13 protein-coding genes are annotated in these 18777 nt (G+C 62.4%); 9 read left to right on the top strand and 4 right to left on the bottom strand.

The window, feature by feature from the left end; translation table 11 throughout:
• Positions 1-65 precede the first annotated feature (65 nt).
• Entirely contained in the window at positions 66-1394 is a 1329-nt protein-coding gene (gene hisD, locus IFU31_RS18195) for a histidinol dehydrogenase (protein WP_122479494.1), read from the top strand.
• A gap of 2 nt (positions 1395-1396) precedes the next feature.
• A complete protein-coding gene (gene hisC, locus IFU31_RS18190; RefSeq protein WP_192057677.1) occupies positions 1397-2440 on the top strand; it encodes a histidinol-phosphate transaminase in 1044 nt (347 codons plus the stop codon).
• 158 nt (positions 2441-2598) lie between these two features.
• Here the strand turns inward: hisC and IFU31_RS18185 are convergent, their stop codons facing one another.
• Both IFU31_RS18185 and algW read right to left on the bottom strand, forming a co-directional pair.
• Positions 2599-3423, bottom strand: a complete 825-nt coding sequence (locus IFU31_RS18185; protein WP_192057676.1) for a hypothetical protein — start codon at positions 3421-3423, stop codon at positions 2599-2601.
• A 301-nt stretch (positions 3424-3724) separates the two neighbouring features.
• On the bottom strand, positions 3725-4888 hold the full coding sequence (gene algW / locus IFU31_RS18180; protein ID WP_122479491.1) for a Do family serine endopeptidase AlgW: 1164 nt from the start codon (positions 4886-4888) through the stop codon (positions 3725-3727).
• A 114-nt stretch (positions 4889-5002) separates the two neighbouring features.
• Here algW and IFU31_RS18175 point away from each other — a divergent pair, with 114 nt between their 5' ends.
• The 4 genes from IFU31_RS18175 to IFU31_RS18160 all read left to right on the top strand — a co-directional run bounded on the left by IFU31_RS18175 (position 5003) and on the right by IFU31_RS18160 (position 13622).
• A complete protein-coding gene (locus IFU31_RS18175) occupies positions 5003-5761 on the top strand; it encodes a Nif3-like dinuclear metal center hexameric protein (RefSeq protein WP_192104044.1) in 759 nt (252 codons plus the stop codon).
• A 260-nt stretch (positions 5762-6021) separates the two neighbouring features.
• On the top strand, positions 6022-6939 hold the full coding sequence (gene cysD, locus IFU31_RS18170) for a sulfate adenylyltransferase subunit CysD (protein ID WP_122479489.1): 918 nt from the start codon (positions 6022-6024) through the stop codon (positions 6937-6939).
• A 14-nt stretch (positions 6940-6953) separates the two neighbouring features.
• Positions 6954-8852, top strand: coding sequence for a sulfate adenylyltransferase subunit CysN (gene cysN, locus IFU31_RS18165; protein WP_192104042.1), 1899 nt, complete (start codon positions 6954-6956; stop codon positions 8850-8852).
• Between the two features lie 147 nt (positions 8853-8999).
• Entirely contained in the window at positions 9000-13622 is a 4623-nt protein-coding gene (locus IFU31_RS18160) for a hypothetical protein (protein WP_192104040.1), read from the top strand.
• 79 nt (positions 13623-13701) lie between these two features.
• Here the strand turns inward: IFU31_RS18160 and IFU31_RS18155 are convergent, their stop codons facing one another.
• Positions 13702-14139 carry a YhcB family protein gene (locus IFU31_RS18155; protein ID WP_049860598.1) on the bottom strand — a complete coding sequence of 146 codons (438 nt, stop codon included), beginning with the start codon at positions 14137-14139 and terminating at the stop codon, positions 13702-13704.
• 140 nt (positions 14140-14279) lie between these two features.
• On the opposite strand from IFU31_RS18155, the gene IFU31_RS18150 reads away from it, so the two are divergent.
• The 3 genes from IFU31_RS18150 (at position 14280) to zapE (ending at position 17473) form a co-directional block, all read left to right on the top strand.
• On the top strand, positions 14280-14909 hold the full coding sequence (locus IFU31_RS18150; RefSeq protein WP_122479486.1) for an alpha/beta hydrolase: 630 nt from the start codon (positions 14280-14282) through the stop codon (positions 14907-14909).
• Between the two features lie 34 nt (positions 14910-14943).
• Entirely contained in the window at positions 14944-16293 is a 1350-nt protein-coding gene (locus IFU31_RS18145) for a tryptophan--tRNA ligase (protein WP_192057673.1), read from the top strand.
• A gap of 85 nt (positions 16294-16378) precedes the next feature.
• Positions 16379-17473: a cell division protein ZapE gene (zapE, locus tag IFU31_RS18140; protein ID WP_122479484.1), complete on the top strand. Its 1095-nt coding sequence runs from the start codon at positions 16379-16381 to the stop codon at positions 17471-17473.
• Between the two features lie 165 nt (positions 17474-17638).
• Here zapE and IFU31_RS18135 read toward each other — a convergent pair whose 3' ends face one another.
• Positions 17639-18535 (bottom strand): helix-turn-helix domain-containing protein, encoded by an 897-nt coding sequence (locus tag IFU31_RS18135; protein WP_185794209.1) that lies wholly within the window; start codon positions 18533-18535, stop codon positions 17639-17641.
• Positions 18536-18777 lie beyond the last annotated feature (242 nt).

Genomic DNA, 18777 nt, shown 5'->3' with positions numbered 1-18777 from the left:
GTGCCCATGTGGATCGATTGGTAATCTATCGGCGCTTGAGCAATTGCCATTATTTGAGGCCCGCCATGACCGTTTCCACTGCTATTCGCCGACTCGATGCCACTGATCCGGACTTCGCCCGCCATCTGGACCATCTGTTGAGCTGGGAAAGTGTGTCAGATGACTCGGTCAATCAGCGCGTGCTGGACATCATCAAGGCCGTGCGCGAGCGGGGCGACGCCGCGCTGGTCGAATTCACCGAGCGCTTCGATGGCCTGCAGGTCGCCTCGATGGCCGACCTGATCCTGCCGCGCGAGCGTCTCGAACTGGCCCTCACACGCATTACCGATGTGCAGCGCAACGCTCTGGAAACCGCCGCCGAGCGGGTGCGTCTCTACCATGAGAAGCAGAAGCAGGATTCCTGGAGCTACACCGAAGCCGACGGCACGGTGCTCGGCCAGAAGGTCACACCACTGGACCGCGCCGGCCTGTACGTGCCCGGCGGCAAGGCCTCCTACCCGTCATCGGTATTGATGAACGCCATTCCGGCAAAAGTGGCGGGCGTTACCGAGGTGGTCATGGTCGTGCCCACGCCCCGAGGCGAGGTCAACGAGCTGGTGTTGGCAGCGGCCTGCATTGCCGGCGTCGACCGAGTGTTCACTATCGGCGGCGCCCAGGCCGTTGCGGCCCTGGCCTATGGCACCGAAAGCGTGCCGCGCGTGGACAAGGTCGTGGGCCCCGGCAATATCTACGTGGCGACTGCCAAGCGCCATGTGTTCGGCCAGGTCGGTATCGACATGATCGCTGGCCCCTCGGAAATTCTGGTGGTCTGCGACGGCGGCACCGATCCGGACTGGATCGCCATGGACTTGTTCTCCCAGGCCGAACATGACGAAGACGCCCAGGCCATTCTGGTCAGCCCCGATGCCGAGTTCCTCGACAAGGTCGCGGCCAGTATCGACAAGTTGCTACCGACCATGGAACGCGCCGAGATCATCAATACCTCGATCAATGGCCGGGGCGCGCTGATCAAGGTCCGGGACATGCAGCAGGCGATCGAGGTGGCCAACCGAATTGCCCCGGAACACCTGGAGTTGTCGGTCGAAGACCCGCAGGCCTGGCTGCCGCAGATCCGCCATGCGGGTGCCATCTTCATGGGGCGTCACACCAGCGAAGCGCTGGGCGACTACTGCGCCGGCCCCAACCACGTGCTGCCGACTTCGGGCACCGCGCGTTTTTCGTCGCCTTTGGGTGTCTACGATTTCCAGAAGCGTTCGTCGATCATCTTCTGCTCGGAGCAGGGCGCTTCCGAGCTGGGCAAGACCGCTTCCGTGCTGGCTCGCGGCGAGTCCCTGAGCGCACACGCCCGCAGCGCCGAATACCGTATCCAACCCGATCTGGCAAAAGGGGAATGAGCATGAGCAGATTCTGGAGTCCCTTCGTCAAGAACCTGGTGCCCTATGTGCCCGGCGAGCAGCCCAAGGTTGCCAACCTGGTCAAGCTCAACACCAACGAGAACCCCTACGGCCCATCGCCCAAGGCGATCGAGGCCATGCGCGCCGAGCTGGGTGACGCCCTGCGTTTGTACCCGGATCCCAACAGCGACCTGCTCAAGCAAGCCGTGGCGGACTATTACGGGGTGCAAACCAACCAGGTGTTCCTGGGCAACGGCTCGGACGAAGTGCTGGCGCACATCTTCCACGGCCTGTTCCAGCATGACCAGCCGCTGTTGTTCCCGGACATCAGCTACAGCTTCTATCCGGTCTATTGCGGCTTGTACGGTATTGCCTTCGAGGCGGTGCCGCTGGACGAGCAATTCCAGATCCGGCCACAAGACTACGCCAGGCCCAACGCCGGGATCATCTTCCCCAACCCGAACGCACCCACTGGCTGCCTGTTGCCGCTCGACGCGGTCGAGCAGATTGTTCAGGCCAGCCCGGACTCGGTGGTGGTGGTGGATGAAGCCTACGTCGATTTCGGCGGTGAAACCGCGATCACCCTGGTCGATCGCTATCCGAACCTGCTCGTCACCCAGACTGTCTCCAAATCCCGTTCGCTGGCCGGCCTGCGGGTAGGGCTCGCGGTCGGCCACCCGGACCTGATCGAAGCGTTGGAGCGCATCAAGAACAGCTTCAACTCCTATCCGATCGACCGAGTGGCGGTCGCCGGCGCCGCCGCAGCGTTTGCCGACAAGGCCTACTTCGAAGACACCTGCGCCAAGGTGATCGCCAGTCGCGAAAAACTGGTGCAAGGGCTGAATGAACATGGATTCGAGGTACTGCCCTCGGCAGCCAACTTCATCTTCGCCCGCCACCCCGAACAGGACGCTGCAGCCATTGCCGCCCGCTTGCGCGAAAAGGGCGTGATCGTGCGCCATTTCAAGCAGGAACGCATCGCGCAATTCCTGCGCATCAGCATCGGTACTTCGGAACAGAACCAGGCGTTGCTGGATGCCCTGTGAGCAAGAAGATAAAAGCGGCTGGGCTGAACAAGCCGCTTGACCGGCAGACTTCCCTGGTCGGTTAGACTGCCGGTATAGGGCGCGGGACAGCAGGATAAGTTGTCAGCCGGCTAATGCTTCGCACAAGACCTGAGTGCTGCCGGCAGTGTGTTCATCGCCTAGCGTTTTTTCAAGGAGAATGACCCGAAACGGATACGAGGCCCCGTAAGTGTGATTGACAAGGTGTTCTGAGTAGCCGTGAAGGGTATTGGCGCTATCGACTCACTGGACGTGATATCTGTGTTGGGGACCCCACCACTGCCCGATATCGCGCCGAAGGCGAAGTTTTCCTCCTCGCCTATAGGATTGATGAAGGGCATCACCGTATAGGTAATCACGTAATGACTGCCAGGTTCGATGCGAGTGACCAACTGGCTGACGCGTTGGCCGTTGGCCAGTTGCACGCCGCCGTGCTGCCACTCGCCCCCTCCTCTCCAGTCCGTATTCGGACGCTCGAAGTGGCTATCCTTGATGAGTTCGTCGGGATTGGGAAAGTCATCGACGAGGCTGGGACTCCAGAACTGTACAGGGGTGCTTGCTTCAGAGCTGATTACGACTTCCAGATGAGTCGTCGCCGGTTGGGTTACATGTTCGAGCTCGTATACGAACGCGCCTGTCCTCAGGTAGAAGCTTGCCACCTCTATATCGTTTTCCTTGATGACGACACGGCCGACTTCAGCCACTGCTTGGGTAGCCTTTGATGAGCTATTTAACGCCAAGGCAATCATTCTGAACGTGTACTGTTTGGCTCTCGCTTCTATGGTCACTCCCTGCCTGATGCTGGCCTGATTGACCAGAATCGCGCCAGGCGGTGAAGAGGTGCAGTTGGCGGGGTCCCCTTTGTCGTCCGTGATCCAGTGGGTGAAACCTTGTTCGAACTCTGCGTTCTGTAACAGATTTCCTGGCAGCGCCAGAGGTGTGGTCGTAGGCGTTATGTTAGTCATGATCCATTTTCTCCGTGTGTGTGGCAAGAAAACAGGCTAGCTACGATTGTATGTTCCTGGGTAACTATCTTTTTACAAGCAAAACAGGAGTGATCTTGTATTTTCAGACCGCAGTGGGCTTTTCGCTAAACGCCGGGCGGCCAAGATAATTATCAGGTGAGCGTAATAATCATGAGTATGACGTTCGATACTTCTGCGCGAATAAAAACTTCGAGCGTGTATAGGTGTGTTACATCTGATAGAAATGACGTGACCGAGCTTGCATGCGATAGCCAACCGCCATCCGTTTTTCACTGCATCCCTACTTCTCCTCCTTCTTCACCGCCGCCGGCGCTGGTGGGGGGCGCAGGCCCACTTCGGCGTTGAGGGTGAGTTCCTTGCCCTTGCGCATCACCTGGATGGCGATCCGGTCGCCGGGCTTGGTGCGGGCGACCTGGTTCATCGAGCGGCGACCATCGCCGGCCGGCTCGCCATTGATGCTGAGGATGACATCGCCCAACTGCAGGCCGGCCTTGTGGGCCGGGCCGCCTTGAAACACTCCGGCGACGACGATGCCTGGCCGATCCTTGATGCCGAACGACTCCGCCAGCTCCTCGGTCATCGGTTGTACTTCGATGCCCAACCAGCCGCGGATCACCTGGCCATGTTCGATGATCGACTTCATCACCTCCAGCGCCAGCTTGGTCGGGATTGCGAAGCCGATGCCTTGCGAGCCGCCGGACTTGGAGAAGATGGCCGTGTTGATACCGGTCAGGTTGCCGTTGGCATCCACCAGCGCGCCGCCGGAGTTGCCGGGGTTGATCGCCGCATCGGTCTGGATGAAGTCTTCGTAGGTATTGAGGCCCAGCTGGTTGCGGCCGGTGGCACTGATGATGCCCATGGTCACGGTCTGGCCGACGCCGAACGGGTTACCGATGGCCAGCGCGACGTCGCCGATACGGATGCCGTCGGAGCGGCCGATGGTGATTGCTGGAACGTTCTTCAGATCGATCTTGAGCACCGCCAGGTCGGTCTCCGGATCGCTGCCGATTACCCGAGCCAGGGTCTCCCGGCCGTCTTTCAGGGCCACCACGATCTGGTCGGCGCCAGCTGTCACATGGTTGTTGGTGAGCAGGTAGCCTTCGGGGCTCATGATCACCGCCGAGCCCAGACTCGACTCCCAGCGCCGCTGCTTGGGCAGGTTGTCGCCGAAGAAACGCCGGAACTGTGGATCTTCGAACAGCGGGTGGGCACCTTTGTTGACCGCCTTGGTGGTGTACAGGTTGGCCACGGCGGGCGCTGCGATGGCTACGGCGTCGGCGTAGGACACCGGACCCTGGATGACGCTGGCGCTTTGCGGCGCCTGCTGCAGGTTGACGTCCTGGCTGGGCAGGCCGACCCATTGCGGAAAGCGCAGGATCACCAGCAGGGCGATCAATATGCCGGTCAACAGTGGCCAACCGAAGAAGCGCAAGGCCTTGAACATGGGAACGATCCTGAAGGGTAGCGGGGGGCTGTTTCTTAGGCGCGCAGGGGCGCCATAATGGCCGGCATTATACGGGCGCTCGCGCCGCGCTGAACTGCCTTTGTGGAGACTTTCATGGCTGTGGCACTGAACACGTTGGTCGAAGAAGCCGACCGTTACCTGAGCAGCACGAAGATCCAGGATTACTGCCCCAATGGCTTGCAGGTGGAAGGTCGCCCGCAGGTCATGCGCATCGTCAGTGGCGTGACGGCAAGCCAGGCGTTGCTCGATGCCGCGGTGGACGCCAGGGCCGATCTGGTGCTGGTGCACCATGGTTATTTCTGGAAGGGCGAGAACCCCTGCGTGATCGGCATGAAACGGCGGCGCCTGAAGACCTTGCTCAAACACGATATCAGCTTGCTGGCTTACCACCTGCCGCTGGATCTGCACGCCGAAGTGGGCAACAACGTGCAGCTGGCGCGGCAGTTGGGAATCACCGTGGAAGGGCCCCTGGATCCGGCGGACAGCCGGGTCGTGGGGCTGATCGGTTCATTGCCCGAGCCCATGCATCCGCGCGACTTCGCCCGTCGCGTGCAGGAAGTGCTGGGCCGCGAACCGTTGCTGATCGAAGGCAGCGAAAAGATTCGCCGCGTCGGCTGGTGCACCGGCGGCGGCCAGGGTTACATCGACCGGGCGATCGCGGCCGGTGTGGACCTGTTCATCAGCGGCGAGGCTTCCGAACAGACCGTTCACAGTGCCCGCGAGAACGACATCAGCTTCATCGCCGCCGGCCATCACGCCACCGAACGCTACGGTGTGCAGGCGCTGGGTGAGTACCTGGCGCGGCGCTTCGCGCTCGAGCATGTGTTCATCGACTGCCCCAATCCTGTCTGATCGTTGGACGGTGGTGCCTGATTCGCGGGCAGAGCCTGCTCCCACGGTGATCCGAGTGATCTCGTGGGAGCAGTGCCTGTGAGATCGAGGCGGCCGGCGAGCCTGTGCCCGCCAAACACGAAACCCTCCAAACCACGAGGTATATTGATATACCCCTTCGATCTAACCACCCCCGATGACCAAACCGGACGCCGTGTTAAAGTGCCCGGCTCGAACACGGCCCGCAGGCCGTCCATAAAGACTGTATTCCGTGAGTAGCCATGGTCGACAAACTGACGCATCTGAAACAGCTGGAGGCGGAAAGCATCCACATCATTCGTGAGGTGGCCGCTGAGTTCGATAACCCGGTGATGTTGTATTCCATCGGCAAGGACTCGGCCGTGATGCTGCATCTGGCGCGCAAGGCCTTCTTCCCCGGCAAGCTGCCGTTCCCGGTGATGCACGTCGACACCCAGTGGAAGTTCCAGGAGATGTACAAGTTCCGCGACCGCATGGTCGAGGAGCTGGGCCTGGACCTGCTGGTACACGTCAATCCCGAAGGCGTGGCGCAGGGCATCAATCCCTTCACCCACGGCAGTTCCAAGCACACCGACATCATGAAGACCCAGGGCCTCAAGCAGGCGCTGGACAAGTATGGCTTCGACGCCGCCTTCGGCGGTGCGCGCCGTGACGAAGAGAAGTCGCGGGCCAAGGAGCGGGTCTACTCGTTCCGTGACAGCAAGCATCGCTGGGACCCGAAGAACCAGCGTCCGGAGTTGTGGAACGTCTACAACGGCAAGGTCAACAAGGGCGAATCGATCCGCGTATTCCCCTTGTCGAACTGGACCGAGCTCGACATCTGGCAGTACATCTACCTGGAAGGCATCCCGATCGTGCCGCTGTACTTCGCCGCCGAACGCGAAGTGATCGAGAAGAACGGCACGCTGATCATGATCGACGACGAGCGCATTCTCGAGCACCTCAGCGAGGAAGAGAAGGCCAGCATCGTCAAGAAGAAAGTGCGTTTCCGTACCCTTGGCTGCTACCCGTTGACGGGCGCGGTGGAGTCCGAGGCGCAGAGCCTCACCGACATCATTCAGGAAATGCTCCTGACGCGAACGTCCGAGCGCCAGGGCCGTGTCATCGATCATGATGGCGCCGGTTCCATGGAAGACAAGAAACGTCAGGGCTATTTCTAGAGCAGGGTCAGAACATGTCGCACCAATCCGAATTGATCAGCGAGGACATCCTCGCCTACCTTGCTCAGCACGAACGCAAGGAACTGCTGCGCTTCCTTACCTGCGGCAACGTCGACGACGGCAAGAGCACCCTGATCGGGCGCCTGCTGCACGACTCCAAGATGATCTACGAAGATCATCTGGAAGCCATCACCCGCGACTCGAAGAAATCCGGCACCACGGGTGAAGAAGTCGACCTGGCGTTGCTGGTCGACGGCCTGCAGGCCGAGCGCGAGCAGGGCATCACCATCGATGTCGCCTACCGTTACTTTTCCACGGCCAAGCGCAAGTTCATCATTGCCGACACCCCGGGCCACGAGCAGTACACGCGCAACATGGCCACCGGCGCGTCCACCTGCGACCTGGCGATCATCCTGGTCGATGCCCGCTACGGTGTGCAGACCCAGACCCGTCGACACAGCTACATCGCGTCCCTGCTGGGCATCAAGCACATCGTCGTGGCCATCAACAAGATGGACCTAAAGGGCTTCGATGAGGGCGTGTTCGAGCAGATCAAGGCCGACTACCTGAAGTTCGCCGAGGCCATCAGCCTGCAGCCAACCACATTGGCCTTCGTGCCGATGTCGGCGCTCAAGGGCGACAACGTGGTCAACCGCAGCGAGCAGTCGCCGTGGTATACCGGCCAGACGCTGATGGAAATCCTCGAAACCGTGGAAGTCGCGGCCGATCGCAACTTCGACGACCTGCGCTTCCCGGTGCAGTACGTCAACCGGCCGAACCTGAACTTCCGCGGCTTCGCCGGTACCCTGGCCAGCGGTATCGTGCACAAGGGCGATGAAGTGGTCGTCCTGCCGTCGGGCAAAAGCAGCCGGGTGAAGTCCATCGTCACCTTCGAAGGTGAGCTGGAACACGCCGGCCCTGGCCAGGCGGTCACCCTGACCATGGAAGACGAGATCGACATCTCTCGCGGCGATCTGCTGGTGCATGCCGCCAATGTGCCGACCGTCTCCGACAGCTTCGAGGCCATGCTGGTATGGATGGCCGAAGAACCGATGTTGCCCGGCAAGAAATACGACATCAAGCGGGCCACCAGCTACGTGCCGGGCTCGATCGCCAGCATCGTCCACAAGGTCGACGTGAACACCCTGGCCGAAGGGCCGGGCAGCGCGCTGCAGCTCAACGAAATCGGCAAGGTGAAGGTGTCGCTGGACAGCGCCATCGCTCTGGACGGTTACGACAGCAACCGCACCACCGGTGCGTTCATCATCATCGACCGTCTCACCAACGGCACCGTCGGCGCCGGCATGATCATCGCGCCGGCCGCCGTCAGCCAGGGTGGCAAGGTTCATGGTCGCTCCGCCCATGTGACCACCGACGAGCGCGCCCAGCGCTTCGGCCAGCAACCGGCGACCGTGCTGTTCAGCGGTCTTTCGGGTGCGGGCAAGAGCACCTTGGCCTACGCCGTGGAACGCAGACTGTTCGACATGGGCCGTGCGGTATTCGTGCTCGATGGGCAGAACCTGCGACATGACCTGAACAAGGGCCTGCCACAGGACCGCGCCGGGCGCACCGAGAACTGGCGCCGTGCCGCTCACGTGGCGCGGCAGTTCAACGAAGCGGGCCTGGTGACTCTGGCCGCCTTCGTTGCGCCGGACGCCGCCGGCCGCGAGCAGGCACGCGACCTGATCGGTGCCGATCGGCTGGTGACCGTCTACGTCCAGGCCTCGCCTCTGGTCTGCCGCGAACGCGATCCACAGGGCCTGTACGCCGCCGACCAGGACAACATCCCCGGCGAGTCCTTCCCGTATGACGTGCCGCTGAATGCCGATCTGGTGATCGACACCCAGGCCTCGTCGGTGGATGAAGGGGTCAAGCAGGTGCTGGAGCTGCTGCGCAGCCGCGGCGCGATCTAAGCCCTCGGCCTTCTGGAACCGCAGGAGCGGACAGCGTCCGCTCCTGCATCCGGGTTCCGGTCTTTTCAGCCTGCCTTATCTGTCTACCACCCTTCGAGGCCAAGGGTAGCGCCTGCTAGGCGCTCATTTGTCTCGAAGGACCGACCCATGCTTGAACTCCTTTCCCTGAGTGGCGAAGTGGCCAAGGCTGCGCCACTGGCCAGCAGCGTGAGCAAACATTTCTGCTCTCGGCCCACCCTGCGCCAGGTCGCCAGCAATATCCTCGCCAGCGAGCTGTCGGCGCGATACCCCGACCTGGCACTGGACGTCGACCGCCTGCAGCTGCTCGAACCGCTGGCCACCCAGGCCAGGCCCAATGCCCCCGCTGTGCATGAGGCCCAGCGCTACCGTCGGCTGGCGCTGATTGATGTGCTGATCGACCGTTACATCCATACCCAGCAGCTCCGGCTGATTCAAGGCTATCACCTGCTCGCACATGAGCCGCTGGGCTCGCCCCCGTCGGCCCTGCCGGTGGCCCTGGTGCAGGTGCAGGGCATCGTCAACGAGTGGGGCCCGCAGATCATTACCACCTACAGCCAGGCACTGTGCGATTACTGGGACCAGGTCCAGGCAGACGGCAGCGATCGCTGGCATTGGCTGGCCTTGGCGCTGCAGTCGCGTCTGAAGGCCAGTATCGAGCGGGACAAAGCTGCCGGACGCCTGGACAGCGAGCAACTGGCGGCGGCCTCGTTGCTGGCGGCGATGCCCACCGCCAGCCTGCGCGCCAGGCATGAAGGTGACCCGATTCAGGCCAGCCTGATCCGCGTGCATGCGACGGGTGCCGGCCTGCAGCGGGAAGCCGAGCTGACCCACGCGCTGGTCATCCGCCGTCGCCTCGGCCTGCAGGGGCGCGAGGTCGTGCTGCTCTACACCCCCGTCAATGGCTTGGAGGGCTTTGCCAACCTGCAGGCGCTGGCGGATGCCTTCGCGGGTCACATGGGCCGCGAATTCACCGGCTCGGCTTTGGAATTGGCCCTGTATACACCTGATGGCGATATCTTCGAAGCGCAGGCACAGGCGATTCTCGAGCAGCAACTCAATGCCTTGCAGACCCTGGGCGTCTATTGCCAGCAACAACGCCTGGGCACTCGAGCGCTGACGGAGGGCTGCGAAAGCATCACCAGCCTGTTCGAGCTCGACACAGCCCAGGAACGCGCCCGGCTCCAGGCGCTTCACAGTGCACTGCCGCAGTGGCTCCGAGCTGCCAGTCTGACCCAGCGTCGCGCGTTCTCCCTGTACCTAGCGGCGTTGGCGATGGTGCGCGATGAGCAGAAAGGCGCATCGTTCCTCGATGCCATACCCACGCTTGAATCCTTTGCCCGGACGACCCTGGTCGAACAGATGGAAGCCGACCATCCCGGCCAGCCGCTGGCCGACCTCGACGACGTTCAAGTGCACATTCTCACCGTGCCCAATGCGCAATTGAGTCTGGTCAATGCCGGCGACATGGCCCTGGAAGATCAACAGATCAGCCTCGCCGAACTGGCTCTGTTCAACCTGTCGGGCCGCCCCCGCGGGCACCTGCTGATCAAGCCGCGCGCGGGTGCGTTGCTGCCGGACTGGGTCGATACCGCCACCATCGAAGCCCTGGTAACCCGCGCCGATGTGGGCGGGCGTTACCTGAAGCTGCTGAATCGGCAACTGCTCGAAGACCCCGTGCAGGCCCCACGTCGCCAGGAGCTGTTCACCCGGCAACTGGCCTATCAGTTGCCGTTGCTGGCGTTGGAGAACACCATCCGCGGTCAGCACGGCTTTACCGAACGTGGATGGCTGTATGTCGAACAGGTCATGAATGGCTTGGGTGACCTGGATGTCGACGGGCATCGTATCGGCCTTCGCAGCCTGGGTTTCCTGCCGGCACCGGGCATGAACGTCGATGTCGTGTGCAACATGTATGTATTCGGCGCATTGGACGGCAGCGGGGTGCAGGTGCTCTACCGACCCTTGTTCAAACCTTGCTTGAGCCAATACACCAGCGCTGCCGCGCTCATGGCCGCGATCAGCGAACCGGGCGATCTGCAGCGCAGCGTACTGGACTGGTTGGGCGAGGGCGCTCGTGCGCGCTATGCCAGCGGCGGCTTTCGCGAGCCGCATCTGCTGCGTTTCGCGCAGGGTTCGGATTTCGCCCCGATCAGCACGCCGGCCCCTGCAGCGCTGCAACTCACAGACATCGCCCCACCGTTGCTCGAGCACCTGTACCGCAGCAACGTACAGGCTTTGATCAACGTCGCGGACCGTCGATCGGTGTCCAGCGAGGAAAGTCGCTGGATCGGGTTTCAGGCGCTCGGCTGGACGCTGTTCAACGCCTTGTTGCCGGTCCTCCCCGGACCGCTGGCCACGGCGGGCTGGCTGGTGCAGGCGATGGCCGCGACGAACGTCACGCTGATTGCGCAGGCTGCGGGGGATTCTGCCGCGGTCGATGATCAGATGTTCGACCTGCTGTTCAACATCGCCCTGGTCCTGCTGGCCCATGACGCTGGCCAGACGCCGACCGGTCGAGGTTTCGGCCAGCCTGCGGCAGGCCGGCAGAACACTGCGCCGGTCCGCAGTACCTGGGCGGCACCGCGCGATGCCATCGCCCACTCCGAAGGCACGCTGAGCTTTTCCTGGACGAGTGCGCAACATCGGCTCGGCACTGATCAGATCAAGGCTCTGGCGGCCTATCGCACCACACCGGGGCCAAGCATGACGCCGCCATTGGCGCACGGTCGCTATCAAGGCCTGCAGTTGGACGGCGAGCGTTGGTTGCTGGCCCTGGACGGCCACTTCTATGAGGTGGCTGCCGACGAAGACCAGTTGCGCATAGTCGACGGCAAACGCCCGCAGCGCCCGGGGCCCTGGCTGGCGCGAGACGAAGTGGGACGCTGGCGCCTGGACCTGCGCTTGCGTTTGCGCGGCGGCGGGCCCAAGCGTCGCATCGCGGCCTTGCGTGCCAGCAACCAGGCGCTGATGGTGTCCTACAACGCTGAAGTCGTGGCTTTCAACCAGCAGCGTGCAGGCTTGCACCAACGTGTCGACCGGGTGCTCGGCAAGCTTGGACGTGCCATGCAGGCCGGGGACAGCGAACGTCTGACCGGTCTGCGCGAGGCCCTGAGCGAGGCCACCGAAAGCTACCTCGGGGCCTTGCGCACGGTGCTGCGTGCCAGCAAGAAACTCAGTGAACTGGACCCCTATGCCGATCGTTCGAAGGAGCAGGCCGGGGCGCTGTTCCAACTGTGTGAACTGGCCCAGGAGGAGATCGTCAATCTGCGCTACAAGAGCATCGCGTATCGGGACCAGGCCGACCGGCTGCCGGCGACACTCGACGCCTCGGATCTCGATACCGTACAGTCCGCCGCGTTCTTCGACTTCGTGGCCGACAGCACCGAGGTGATGGATAAACAGATACAGCTGAGCAAGGAGCTGGCCGATTGGAAACGCCAGCTTCAGCGTATGCCCCTCGAAGGCGAGGCCGCCCTGAAAAAGCTCAAGGTGGACTGGATACAGGAGTTGTCGATACAGCGCTGGATCGGTCTGCTGGTCGACGGTCTGGCACTGACCTGCATCCGCAAGATCCCTGCGTTGCAGGAAGCCGAGCGGATCATGGAGTCGGTGGCCGGGCCCGTGCGGTTGGCCGCGCAAACCCATGCAGCCCTCGAGGAGAGCGCCAGCTACAACCTCAATGACCGCGTCGAAGTGCTCAACAGCCTGGACTTGCAGTATGAAGCGGCCCAGCAGGCACTGACCCTGCATGGCGAGCTGCTGGGAGAGCAGTTGCATCGTCCGGCGTTCGACCGCCTGGCCGCGCTGATCGCCGAGCTGCGCGACGATGCGCAGGCGTCGCTGGTGCCATTGGTTCGCGAGCAGCTCAGGATGACCCGCAAGCAGCGCCAGCAGGTGCGCCACAAAAACCTGTACATGACCCACCGTCGAGGCTTGGTGGTCGGCCAGCGACGGCCCAAGCTCAAACCCTCGGACAGCGACATCATCGATGTCATCGATCCGATCGAGAAAAAGGTCGTCGCCTCCTTCGGCAAGGATCTGGCCGAAGGCAACTGGCGTCAGCTTGATGTGGCGCCTGCGCCCCGGCCACGTGCAGTGGCGACGTCGGTCAATGCCGCGGTTCGTCGCGGCAACCGGTTGCTGCAGGGCGCCGACAGTGCGCTGAAGCAAGCCTGGAAACAGGCCGAAAAAGACTACCTGCCGGGCGAGGTCGAAGATCAACTCACCCTCTATGCTCGCCAGCTTGACGACAGCGCCGACGCCGTCGAGCAGCAGCTCACCCGGCACAATGCGGTAGACCAGGCCACCAGCCAGCACGCGTCGGCCCATGGCCGCGCCCAGTTGTTCCGCGACAAGGCCGGGCAACTCGTCAAGGACGGCAGGCTGATTCGTATCCACATGATCAAGCGCCAGGCGCCCACGGCTGCGCGGGTCGACTACCTCTACCGCGAGCAGGCCGTGCGCATCAGCCGCGTGGGCGGGCGCAGCAAGCTCAAGCGCTCGTCGGGTTTCCTCGAGGAATACCTGATTGCCGACACCACGGGAACGCCGTTGTGGTACGCGCATTTTCACTACCGAGAGCTCCGCACGCCCCGCGATCAATACACCACTGCGCATCTGAAAACCGTGGAGCAGCGCTTCGATGGCGTGGAACGGCAGAAGGCCGATGAAGCTGCCGGACGCGAGGTGATCGGCATTCTGCGTCGGGAGATCAAGGCGCCTTGCGACGAGGTGTACCTGAGCCTGTAGGAGCACGAGGCCCTGCAGCAGGCATAAAAAAAGCGGGACCTGAAAACAGGGCCCGCTTCTTGATAGGCGCCAGTGAAACCTACTTGCGCTTCAACCCATACTGCTCGTCCAGCATGCCAGGCGAGTTCGCTGCCTTGGGTGCGTAGTCGCGAGGCGGCTCGGCGTCGCGTGGTGGCGTGAGGCGCTCGCGGTGAGGCTGCGGGGCGTCCGAGTGCAGGGCGGCCAGCAGGCGCTGACGGGTAAGCTCGTCCAGGGCCAGACGGTCGGCGCCTTCGGCCAGGTGATCCTGCACTTCCTGATAGCTCTGGGTCAGTTTCTTGACCAGGATCGCGGTGCTGTTGAAGTGGGTGACCACTTCGTTCTGATAGGTGTCGAAACGTTCCTGGATGTCATCGAGCTGACGCTGCGTGCCATTGGGTACGGCGCGAGGCGCCAGGCGTGCGACGGCAAAACCGATGACCACACCGACCACCAGGGCCAGGGTCGGCAACAACCAAACTAAGAGCGAGAGTTCCACGAGTCCTTCCTCTATAAACGGCTTTGCTTTACGTTAACGGCTCGGACCTGCGCTGTATACCGCGCGCTTGCGCAAATTCGCAGGACGCAATCTTTCCAGCTAGACGAGTCGACCCTTCTTGAGGTCACGGAGTTCATCACTTGCTCATCCGCGAAACCGCAGTTTTCATCGACGGCCCCTCGGGCTCACTCGAAGCGTTGTACCTCGACACCGCCGATGCCACCGGCATCGCGTTGATCTGCCATCCCAATCCGGTACAGGGCGGGACCATGCTCAACAAGGTGGTGTCCACCTTGCAACGCACCGCGCGCGACGTCGGCCTGTCGACCCTGCGCTTCAACTACCGAGGCGTGGGCGCCAGCGCAGGCAGCCATGACATGGGCACGGGGGAGGTCGACGATGCCCAGGCCGTGGCTGCCTGGCTGCGAGCGAAACACCCCGAGCTGCCGCTGACGATTCTGGGCTTTTCATTTGGCGGTTTCGTTGCAGCCACCCTGGCAGGTCGTCTGGAAGCCCAGGGCGAGGCGGTGAAGCATCTGTTCATGGTCGCTCCTGCGGTGATGCGGATGACTGAAAGCCTGCCGCAACAGGCCACGTTGACCGTGATCCAGCCGGACGCCGACGAAGTGGTCGATCCGCAGCTGGTCTACGACTGGTCCGACAACCTCGATCGCCCCCATGAGCTGCTGAAAGTGGCAGAATGCGGGCACTTTTTTCACGGCAAGCTGACCGACCTCAAGGATCTGCTGCTGCCGCGCCTTTCGAACTGATGCCTGTCCACGGCCCCTGAACAAGAACCGACCCATGACCACTCGTATCCTGACCGGTATCACCACCACTGGCACGCCTCACCTGGGCAACTACGCCGGGGCCATTCGCCCGGCGATCGTTGCCAGTCGGCAGAGTGACGCCGACTCGTTCTATTTCCTGGCCGACTACCACGCCCTGATCAAATGCGATGACCCGCTGCGCATTCAGCGTTCGCGTCTGGAAATCGCCGCCACCTGGCTGGCGTCGGGCCTGGACGTGGAACGAGTGACCTTCTACCGGCAGTCCGATATTCCGGAAATCCCCGAGCTGACCTGGTTGTTGACCTGCGTTGCTGCCAAGGGCCTGCTCAACCGTGCCCACGCCTACAAGGCCTCGGTCGACCACAACGTCGCCGCCGGGGAAGACCCGGATGCCGGCATTTCCATGGGTTTGTACAGCTATCCGGTGCTGATGGCCGCCGACATCCTGATGTTCAACGCGCACAAGGTGCCGGTCGGTCGCGACCAGATCCAGCACGTGGAAATGGCCCGCGACATCGGCCAGCGCTTCAACCATTTGTTCGGCAAGGGCCGCGAGTTCTTCGTCATGCCCCAGGCCTTGATCGAGGAAAGCGTCGCCACCTTGCCGGGCCTGGACGGGCGCAAGATGTCCAAGAGCTACGACAACACCATTCCGTTGTTCACCAGCGCCAGGGACATGAAGGATGCGATCTCGCGCATCGTCACCGACTCGCGCGCCCCAGGCGAGGCGAAGGATCCGGACAACTCGCACCTGTTTACTCTGTTTCAGGCGTTCGCCACGCCCGAGCAGAGCGCCGAGTTCCATGCCGCGCTGCGTGAAGGGCTGGGCTGGGGCGAAGCCAAGGCGCGTCTGTTCAGCCTGCTCGATGCCGAGCTGGGCGAAGCGCGCGAACGCTATCACCACTTCATCGAACGCCCGGCCGAACTGGAGGACATTCTCCTGGCGGGCGCTGCGAAAGCGCGTGCCGTCGCCACGCCGTTCCTGGGTGAGCTGCGTGAAGCGGTGGGGCTGCGCTCTTTCCGCGAGCAGGTCCAGGTAACCACGGCTGGCAAGAAAAAAGCCGCCAAGACCGCACGTTTCGTCAGCTTTCGTGACGACGATGGCAGCTTCCGCTTCCGCCTGCTCGATGCCGGCGGCGAACAACTGCTGCTGTCGCGCAGCTTCCCCGACGGCAAGGCAGCCGGTCAGGTCAGCAAGCAACTGCAACAGGGTAATGAACTGGACATCCGCAGCGATGCCGAAAGCTTCACGCTGTGGCTGGACGACACCTGCGTGGCCGACGGCCCGTCGTTCACCACGGCAGAAGCGCGCGATACCGCCGTCCAGGCGTTGCGCCAGGCGCTGCAACCTCAAGGGGAGTGATGCGACACGCTGTCGCAAAGCTCATTGCCATTATCCTGGGCCGTCGCTACAGTGACGGCCCGTTTTTGTTGCCTTGCTAACGAATATGACGCCCCTAGAACGATACCAAGCCGATCTCAAACGTCCCGAATTCTTCCACGACGCCGCCCAGGAAAATGCCGTCCGCCACCTGCAGCGTCTGTACGACGATCTGGTCGCTGCCGGCACCAGCAAGCCAGGCGTGTTCGGCAAGCTGTTCGGCAAGAAGGAACCCAAGCTGGTCAAGGGGATTTACTTCTGGGGCGGCGTTGGCCGTGGCAAGACCTACCTGGTCGACACCTTCTTCGATGCCTTGCCGTTCGAGCAGAAGGTGCGCACGCACTTTCACCGTTTCATGAAGCGCGTGCACGAGGAACTGAAAACCCTCAAGGACGTGAAAAACCCGCTGACGGTCATCGCCAAGCGCTTCTCCGACGAGGCGCGGGTGATCTGCTTCGATGAATTCTTCGTTTCCGACATCACCGATGCAATGATTCTCGGCACCCTGATGGAAGAGCTGTTCAAGAACGGCGTGACGCTGGTGGCGACTTCCAACATCGTGCCCGATGGCTTGTACAAGGATGGCCTGCAGCGAGCGCGTTTCCTGCCGGCGATCGCGCTGATCAAGGAGCATACCGAGATCGTCAACGTCGACAGCGGCGTCGACTATCGCCTGCGCCACCTGGAACAGGCCGAGCTGTTCCATTCGCCGCTCGATGAGGCCGCTCAGGCCAGCATGCGCGAAAGCTTCAAGGCGCTGACGCACAACAGCACCAAGGTGGTCGAGAACGATCCCTTGATGATCGAGAACCGCGAGATCCGTGCGCTGCGCACCTGCGATGACGTGGCCTGGTTCGAATTCCGCGAGCTGTGCGATGGCCCGCGTAGCCAGAACGACTACATCGAGTTGGGCAAGATCTTCAACGCCGTGCTGCTCAGCGGTGTCGAGCAGATGAGCGTGACCACCGACGATATCGCTCGCCGCTTCATCAACATGGTCGACGAGTTCTACGATCGCAACGTGAAGCTGATCATCTCGGCCGAAGTGGAACTCAAGGACCTGTACACCGGTGGGCGTTTGAACTTCGAGTTCCAGCGCACCTTGAGCCGACTGTTGGAGATGCAGTCCCACGAGTTCCTGTCGCGCGCGCACAAGCCCTGACATACCGCAGCGTCTGGTTCGCGGCCGCTGACCGCTCCTACAAAATTCCTGCTTGGCACGGACTTGTGTGGGAGCGGTCCGATGTTGCGCCCTTCGCGGCCGCTGACCGCTCCAACAATTCCCGGTAGGAGCGGTCAGCGGCCGCGAAGGGCACGGCGCTGTCGTTCAGGCCTCCTGCATGAACTGCTGGCGATAGCCGTTGGGCGACAGTTCGGTGTGCTGGCGGAACAGCCTGGCGAAGAAACTGGCATCGTCGTAGCCCACCTCGTAGCTGATGGTCTTGACGCTCTTGCGGGTACCCGACAACAGCCCCTTGGCGGTTTCGATGCGCAATCGCTGCAGGTAGTGCAGCGGCTTGTCACCGGTGGCGGCATGGAAGCGACGCATGAAGTTGCGAATGCTCATGCCGCGTTCGCGTGCGACATCTTCGAAGCGGAATTTCTCGGCGAAATGCTCTTCCAGCCATTGCTGTATATGCAGGATCGGCACGTCGCGATGCAGCTTCTGCCCGCCGAAGCCGATGCGTCCAGGTGTATAGCTGCGCTGCACCTCGTACAGGGTATCGCGCGAGACCGCCTGAGCCACGTGGGCGCCACAGAACCGCTCGATCAGGTGAATGTACAGGTCACAGGCCGATACCGGTCCGCCGGCGCAGAACAGGTTGTCGGCGTCGGTCAGGTGCTTGTCCTGATTGAGCCGAACGCTTGGAAAGCGCTGTCTGAATTCCTCGAAGAAACGCCAGTAGGTGGTTGCCTCCTTGCCGTCCAGCAAGCCACTGGCGGCCAGCCAGAACACGCCGCTCGCCTCACCGCACAGCACAGCGCCGCGCGCGTGTTGAGCGCATAGCCAGGGCAGCACTTGGGGGTAGCGCGCGGCAGCGCTGTCGAAGTCGCCCCAGCAGGCAGGCAGGATGATCAGGTCGGCATCTTCGAGGCCACCGTCCACGGGCAGCATGACGTCACTGAAACTGCGCACCGGTAGCGCATCCGGGCTGACCAGGCGTGTCTCGAAGAGGGCGTGGCGTTCCAGGCCCATCTGCTTGCCATAACGCAGGCTGGCCATGTGGAAGAAGTCCTTGGCCTGCATCAGGGTCGAGGCCATGACCTGGTCGGTGGCCAGAATGCAGACGCGCCGCAGCGCGGGCGTGTGGGGCGTGAAGATCATGATTTTATTCTTGTGGGGTGAAAGCGGTCAGGATATGGCCGAAGCGTCGTTGGGTTCAAGCGAGGTCGAGAATGGGGAGGTTGATTGCTTCGCGGCCGCTGACCGCTCCTGCGAAAGATCCATACGATCCGGTAGGAGCG

The organism is Pseudomonas sp. CFBP 13602 (assembly GCF_014842725.1).
GTDB classification, from domain to species: Bacteria; Pseudomonadota; Gammaproteobacteria; order Pseudomonadales; family Pseudomonadaceae; genus Aquipseudomonas; species Aquipseudomonas baltica.
This window is presented reverse-complemented; position numbering and strand designations above follow the sequence as displayed.